We start from the raw sequence: 2,500 nt of genomic DNA, 5'->3' as shown, positions 1-2,500 counted from the left end.
ACTGTTATGGCTAGGGGGTCATCGCGACTTACCAAACCATTGCAAACTCCGAATACCGAGACGGACTGTATGGGAGACACACGGCGGGTGCTAACGTCCGTCGTGAAAAGGGAAACAACCCAGACCCACAGCTAAGGTCCCAAATTCACTGCTAAGTGGAAAACCATGTGGAAAGGCACAGACAGCCAGGAGGTTGGCTTAGAAGCAGCCACCCTTTAAAGAAAGCGTAATAGCTCACTGGTCGAGTCGGTCTGCGGGGAAGATTTAACGGGGCTAAGCAGTGAACCGAAGCTTGGGGTGCATAACTTTGTTATGCGCGGTAGAGGAGCGTTCCGTAAGCCGTTGAAGGTGGATTGAGAAGTCTGCTGGAGGTATCGGAAGTGCGAATGCTGACATGAGTAACGATAATGCGGGTGAAAAACCCGCACGCCGAAAGCCCAAGGTTTCCTTGCGCAACGTTAATCGGCGCAGGGTGAGTCGGCCCCTAAGGCGAGGACGAAAGTCGTAGTCGATGGGAAGCAGGTTAATATTCCTGCACCTCGCGTAAGTGCGATGGAGGGACGGAGAAGGTTAGGTGTACCAGGCGTTGGTTGTCCTGGGGAAAGGCGGTAGGTTTGGATCTTTGGCAAATCCGGGATCCTTTAAGACCGAGCACCGAGACGAGCCTTTATGGCGAAGTCACTGATACCACGCTTCCAGGAAAAGCTCCTAAGCTTCAGCTTACGCAGACCGTACCGTAAACCGACACAGGTGGGTAGGATGAGAATTCTCAGGCGCTTGAGAGAACTCGGGTGAAGGAACTAGGCAACATGGCACCGTAACTTCGGGAGAAGGTGCACCCTTTTTGGTGGCTCGTGCGAGCTATAGCTGAAGAGGGTCGCAGTAACCAGGCCGCTGCGACTGTTTATCAAAAACACAGCACTCTGCAAACACGAAAGTGGACGTATAGGGTGTGACGCCTGCCCGGTGCTGGAAGGTTAATTGATGGGGTCAGCCGCAAGGCGAAGCTCTTGATCGAAGCCCCAGTAAACGGCGGCCGTAACTATAACGGTCCTAAGGTAGCGAAATTCCTTGTCGGGTAAGTTCCGACCTGCACGAATGGCGTAACGACAGCGGCGCTGTCTCCACCCGAGACTCAGTGAAATTGAAATCGCTGTGAAGATGCAGCGTTCCCGTGGCAAGACGGAAAGACCCCGTGAACCTTTACTATAGCTTTACACTGAACGTTGAGTTCGTCTGTGTAGGATAGGTGGGAGGCTATGAAACTGTGGCGCTAGCTGCAGCGGAGCCATCCTTGAAATACCACCCTGTCGTGCTTGACGTTCTAACCTGGGCCCATTATCTGGGTCGGGGACCGTGTATGGTGGGTAGTTTGACTGGGGCGGTCTCCTCCTAAAGAGTAACGGAGGAGCTCGAAGGTACGCTCAGCGCGGTCGGACATCGCGCACTGTGTGCAAAGGCATAAGCGTGCTTGACTGCAAGATCGACGGATCAAGCAGGTAGGAAACTAGGACTTAGTGATCCGGTGGTTCTGTATGGAAGGGCCATCGCTCAACGGATAAAAGGTACTCCGGGGATAACAGGCTGATACCGCCCAAGAGTTCATATCGACGGCGGTGTTTGGCACCTCGATGTCGGCTCATCACATCCTGGGGCTGTAGTCGGTCCCAAGGGTATGGCTGTTCGCCATTTAAAGTGGTACGCGAGCTGGGTTCAGAACGTCGTGAGACAGTTCGGTCCCTATCTGCCATGGGCGTTGGAGATTTGAGAGGGGCTGCTCCTAGTACGAGAGGACCGGAGTGGACGAACCTCTGGTGTTCCGGTTGTCACGCCAGTGGCATTGCCGGGTAGCTATGTTCGGAAGCGATAACCGCTGAAAGCATCTAAGCGGGAAGCGCGCCTCAAGATGAGATCTCCCGGGGCACAAGCCCCCTGAAGGAACCATGTAGACTACGTGGTTGATAGGTCAGGTGTGTAAGTACAGCAATGTATTGAGCTAACTGATACTAATGATCCGAGAGGCTTGACCATATAACCTCAAGTTGCCTTGGCTTTACGACAGCGTCGTAAGAGCATCCAAGTGCACGCTACGTCACAAGAACTACGAGAGGCAGGCGCCTTATCCGGCTGTATCGGATGGCGACGCTCCAACCGCCTCCCTGGTGAAATTAGCGCTGTGGAACCACCCGATCCCATCCCGAACTCGGAAGTGAAACGCAGCTGCGCCGATGGTAGTGTGGCTCAAGCCATGCGAGAGTAGGTCATCGCCAGGGTTTACACCCGAGAACCCCGCTGCATGCGCAGCGGGGTTTTCCCTTTTTTTGCAGGCACCCGGTTTCGACCTGGACTTGCGGCAACAACTTCACGAAGAGCTTCAAGTTCCTCAAACAAGTTGTTGACAAAGCTGAAAGGCCTGCCATAATAGGCGGCTCGCAACGACGAAAGACCTTCGGGTCCAACGACGAAGCAGCATCGGCAACAACGTCCACTCCGGTGAGAC

2 rRNA genes (1 of these 2 cut by a window edge) are annotated in these 2,500 nt (G+C 54.3%); both read left to right on the top strand.

Features of this window, described 5'->3' with window-relative positions:
• Positions 1–2,031 (top strand): 23S ribosomal RNA (locus ACZK3W_RS21680); it begins 849 nt to the left of the window's first position.
• A gap of 127 nt (positions 2,032–2,158) precedes the next feature.
• Positions 2,159–2,273 (top strand): 5S ribosomal RNA (gene rrf / locus ACZK3W_RS21675).
• The last annotated feature ends 227 nt before the right edge of the window (positions 2,274–2,500 follow it).

This window comes from Stenotrophomonas sp. 80084_Sma (assembly GCF_056481995.1).
This window is presented reverse-complemented; position numbering and strand designations above follow the sequence as displayed.